Source organism: Limnochordia bacterium (assembly GCA_023230925.1).
Classification (GTDB): Bacteria; Bacillota; Limnochordia; order DUMW01; family DUMW01; genus JALNWK01.
The window spans coordinates 1-4,276 of sequence record JALNWK010000097.1 but is presented as its reverse complement, the minus strand read 5'-3'; the positions used below and the strand labels follow the sequence as shown (position 1 = coordinate 4,276).

Here is a 4,276-nt window from a genome sequence, read left to right as displayed (position 1 = left end):
TCCGTCCTAACCCCTTAGGTTGTCTAGCTTCTGGGCTTTCCCATATCTCGCAAGGTTACCCACCTAACAGGCCATCCTCGGTTTGCTTGCGCTACGTTCCATGTTCTTCCTTCGACTTCCTTCAGACCCCACCGTTCCCAGCGGCGCCCTTGCCTACGGATTGTCTTCTAGTTAGGTGACAGGGTTTCTTTCAACCCATCGGCTCAGCAGACATGCTGGGCACACAAGAAGGAGACCTCGCCGAAGAAGAAGGAGCGAGGTCTCCTATAATCGGGTAGTAACCCATCATGTAGGGACGACCCTGTATGGACAACCAATGGCTAAATCTAGAAGTCGAGGCCCACGGCCTCAGCAATCTTCTTTGGGATATCTGTGTTATCATAGAACCCTGCAAACAGATGGGCGTCTGCCCCGTGGGCACTCAAGGGAAGCATTTCGCCACTGTGATTCCCAGAACCCCAGATTACCCCAATTCTGTCGTTAAAGATAGTACCGACGGCACGAGTAGAATCTGCCACAATCTGAATCAATGCCACCCCATCATCGGTCAGACGGATCCCGGCATATTCCTCCATGATCTCAATTGCATTACTCCTATCTTCGTCGAGCAATCGGGCTATACAACCCGAGGAAGCCCTGTTCTGCCGAAGAAGCACTGGATCAAAGGCATAATCTTTGCCGATGCTAAGGGCATCTGTCTCATGATCAGCTGCAACGACTACCAAAGTATCGGGATTTCTCGCACAGAAAGCGATAGGCCGAACGGAGCGTGCCGGGGATAGTGGCCATAGACTCTAAATAGTTCGAACCCTCCCCTACTTCACCGCGGTAATCATCGGATCTAGCCCTATGGGAGCAGCCAATTCAACAGCAATGCCGACAAGGGGCTCTAGCACTGCATCTAGGCCATCGATATCACTAGGGCGCCTGTCTATGGGGACGTGATCATAAAGCCTTCTGGCGAAAGTACCTCCATCGTGTGTTGGGAGTACCTCACTGAAACCCACTTCCTCAAGCCAAGTGGCAAGGGTCTTTGCCGATGGATGCCTTAAGGCACACTTCCGTACGTCTACAATCTGCAAACGCAGGTTATCAAGCGTTTTGATGCTAAGATCCCCATAGGTAGGCTCAGATTTGCCGGGGGCCAGGGATGCAGCCAACTCTTCCCGGGACATTCTAAAAGTGAGCCCGTACTGCTCAGTCCTTTCCCCTGCAATGTCCCGAACATAGATAATCAACCTACATGTGCAGTGGCCAATTGCTGAAAGCCATATCTCCCGCTCTCGTCCCCCACCATACCTGTTAAGAGCTTCATACCATATGCGAAGTCTTCCTTGGGGCCTTAGGACACGATATATCTCCCGAAGGGTCGCCTTAGGATCCGGAGTCTGCTCAATAGAACTTGCAGCCACAACTCCATCGAAGGATTCATCGTCAAATGGTAGCGCCTCCCCAGCGGGTATATGCACAAAGTAAGCATTTGTGGTTCCTAGGCGGGCAGCATTGGCTCTACAGACTTCCACCCGTTTCATAGAAGCGTCAACGCCGATTACCTCTTTGGTAAATGGTGCTATACCCAGTGAAGGCCATCCATCCCCTGGCCCGAAGTCCAGCAGGCGCTTCTCTCTGCCGTCAGTAGCACAGAGATAATCCAGTATCTGACCCCTGTCCTGCCAATGACTTGCCTGGTTGGCATCAAACGGCTTGTATATCACTGGCAGTGACTGCCCTGACTGAGATTCCATGTCATCATATATGAAAACATCGGATGTGCAGCTGGTTATGGGTAAGTTTTGCTCAATCCAATGGACAATATCCAAAGGATACCTCCTCTCCATCCCAGTACTAGCCTACCGGAGGCTATCCGTCTATGTGTACCGAATCCTTGTCGGAGCTATTCTTTCCCTTACCTTGCCCCGCCCGTTAGGGTGACGAAGCCAAGGCTATCCCATCGCCTCCACCTCAGGGGATGATCAAAGCTCCTACCCAGCTGATTCATCCAGGCCAAATTCATCCTCGAACTTGCGGATCAAGCCCGGACTGACGTAGCAACTAGTATCAGCAAGTCTATGTATTAGCGCACGCAGCTTGTCCTGTGATATGAGCCTATGAGTTCTCGCACATTTCAACACTCCTAGTAGACCGCTCACCTGTATATGATGGCTCTTGCAGGCTCTCCGAACCACCGCGTCATTCGATAGGCACACTGTCTTGATCTCATAGCATGTGGTTATCACAAGGCGGTCCTGCTCCGACAGGGCTGAGAATTCACGCCGGAGAAGGAGGAAAAACGCCCAGCCCCTTCTTGATGAGATATCAGTCAGAACAGGATTTAAGAAAACGAGACTCGAGGCTAAGTGTGGGATTTATGTGCCTAGTATCATCCTTGGCATATAGATGATGCGAAAAACGGCCCCAAGAAGCTCTAAACACTCCAATTCCTATAGATCTATCGCGATATTCGCATCGACGGTGACATCTCCCCCGAGTAAGCTCTTGCAGCTAACTTCCCACACCCGACTTCTTAGCGCTCCGGCGGACATGCAAACGGGTTTCCGGCATCATGAAAACTCTAGGACTTTCATCCATTCACAAACGCTCGTTAACCGATAGCCGCAATGCCAGAGGCAAGGAATGGCCTAACCTGATACTTGATCTTAAGGTCTTTAAACCCTTCCAGGTCATCACAAGTGACATCAGCTACATCAGAACCTCTGAAGGCTTTGAATACCTCTGTAAAGTCAAGGACGTGGCGACAGGTATCGTTTTAGCTCATACCATGGCGGATAACATGAAAGCTGAGTTAGTGACAGAGACGATAAAGGAGGCTAAAAAGCGCTAGGGTTTGCCAAAAGACTATATACACCATAGTGACCTTGGAGTGCAATATACCGCCAAAGCGACTCAGGAACTGTTGAAGGACTTAGAATTCCAACAAAGCGTTCATTGGCGGCAATTCCCAACTCGTGAAGAAGCCCGCCAAGCAATCTTCGCATATATTGAAGGGTTTTATAATACACGCCGCGTACAAAAGAGGCTAGGTTATCTTAGTCCGATGGAATGGCTGAACCATTACACGGGGGAACTTATGATGAGTGTCGCTTAGCAAGTGTCCGCAAAAGTGTTGACAACCCCACAGAACCGTGCGTACGGACCCGTACACGGTTCCTAGCAAGCTTCAGTCATTTGGATAGTAACGATGCAAGATGCCAACCTAGTATCCCGCGAGGTTTGCTTTTCATCTCGCTGTACTTCCTACGTCTCTCCCTTGCATGATCGCAGTTACTTTCCATGGTTTGTGTGGCGTCTCTATGGCAATCTACCATACTCATCCACGGTACTCTGCTGAGCGGACGCAGATCCAAGTTGGCTCGTCACCCCCCCCGGTAATCCCGTTCCCCTTGGCGCTTCAGCCTTGGTTATCTTCTCTCCTGCTCGTTTGTTACGCGGTCGTACACTTTAGTCTGCTTTCGCCCCTTCGCAACTGCTAGCGCTTTTGGCACTAGTAGCTCAGTGCCACATGAACACTGTCCCCTTAGTTTTACCCTCCGGTCTGTTACCAGCCTTCACAGGCTAAGGGTTCATAACTACTACGGACTCATCTGCCACCCTACACCATCCAAGTCGACTTGGATGGTGTAGGGCTTCCCCAGGTAAGTCTGCCTGCCTGAACACCAATCCGCCCTAACCCCTTAGGTTGTCTAGCTTCTGGGCTTTCCCATATCTCACAAGGTTACCCACCTAACAGGCCATCCTCGGTTTGCTTGCGATACGTTCCATGTTCTTCCTTCGACTTCCTTCAGACCCTACCGTTACCAGTGGCGCCCTTGTTTACGGATTGTCTTCCCGCCGGTTAGGCGACAGAGTTTCTTTCAACCCTTCGGCTCAGCAGACATGCTGGGCACACAAGAAGGGCTTCCACTTTTTCAAGCGAAAGCCCTCCAAAAGCACATAGACCTACCCTTTTATACTATAAATATATTCTTGCCATTTTCTATGGCGGAGGGGGTGGGATTCGAACCCACGGAGAGCTCAGCACCCTCGACGGTTTTCAAGACCGCTCCATTCGTCCACTCTGGCACCCCTCCGAAAGGTGGACGCATCTAATTATATCAGTCCTTTCTGCCCTAAGCAAGTCCCCGCGATCACTCACCAGCACTTCCGCAACTAAGATGGGAAAACCAGGTTAAGGAATAGTGTTTATGCACGTTAGGCACAGTATCATATGTATTGGGAACTATCGAAAAAGTTATCAGGCAATTCGCGCGCATTGATC

The 4,276-nt window shown here is 50.6% G+C and carries 3 protein-coding genes and 1 tRNA gene; 1 reads left to right on the top strand and 3 read right to left on the bottom strand.

What is annotated here, in order from left to right; genetic code table 11:
- Positions 1–326: 326 nt before the first annotated feature.
- Together M0Q40_12525 and M0Q40_12520 are read right to left on the bottom strand one after the other, a co-directional pair.
- Positions 327–725, bottom strand: coding sequence for an alkaline phosphatase (locus tag M0Q40_12525; protein MCK9223412.1), 399 nt, complete (start codon positions 723–725; stop codon positions 327–329).
- A 90-nt stretch (positions 726–815) separates the two neighbouring features.
- Positions 816–1,820: a class I SAM-dependent methyltransferase gene (locus M0Q40_12520; GenBank protein MCK9223411.1), complete on the bottom strand. Its 1,005-nt coding sequence runs from the start codon at positions 1,818–1,820 to the stop codon at positions 816–818.
- Between the two features lie 743 nt (positions 1,821–2,563).
- Between M0Q40_12520 and M0Q40_12515 the strand changes: the two genes are divergently transcribed.
- Positions 2,564–2,842 carry a hypothetical protein gene (locus tag M0Q40_12515; protein ID MCK9223410.1) on the top strand — a complete coding sequence of 93 codons (279 nt, stop codon included), beginning with the start codon at positions 2,564–2,566 and terminating at the stop codon, positions 2,840–2,842.
- A 1,155-nt stretch (positions 2,843–3,997) separates the two neighbouring features.
- Here the strand turns inward: M0Q40_12515 and M0Q40_12510 are convergent.
- Positions 3,998–4,088, bottom strand: a tRNA-Ser gene (locus M0Q40_12510).
- Between the last annotated feature and the right edge of the window lie 188 nt (positions 4,089–4,276).

Bases quoted from the DNA above. Each gene is read 5' to 3' on its own strand.
- M0Q40_12515 (MCK9223410.1), top strand. From the start codon at position 2,564: ATGAAAACTCTAGGACTTTCATCCATTCACAAACGCTCGTTAACCGAT.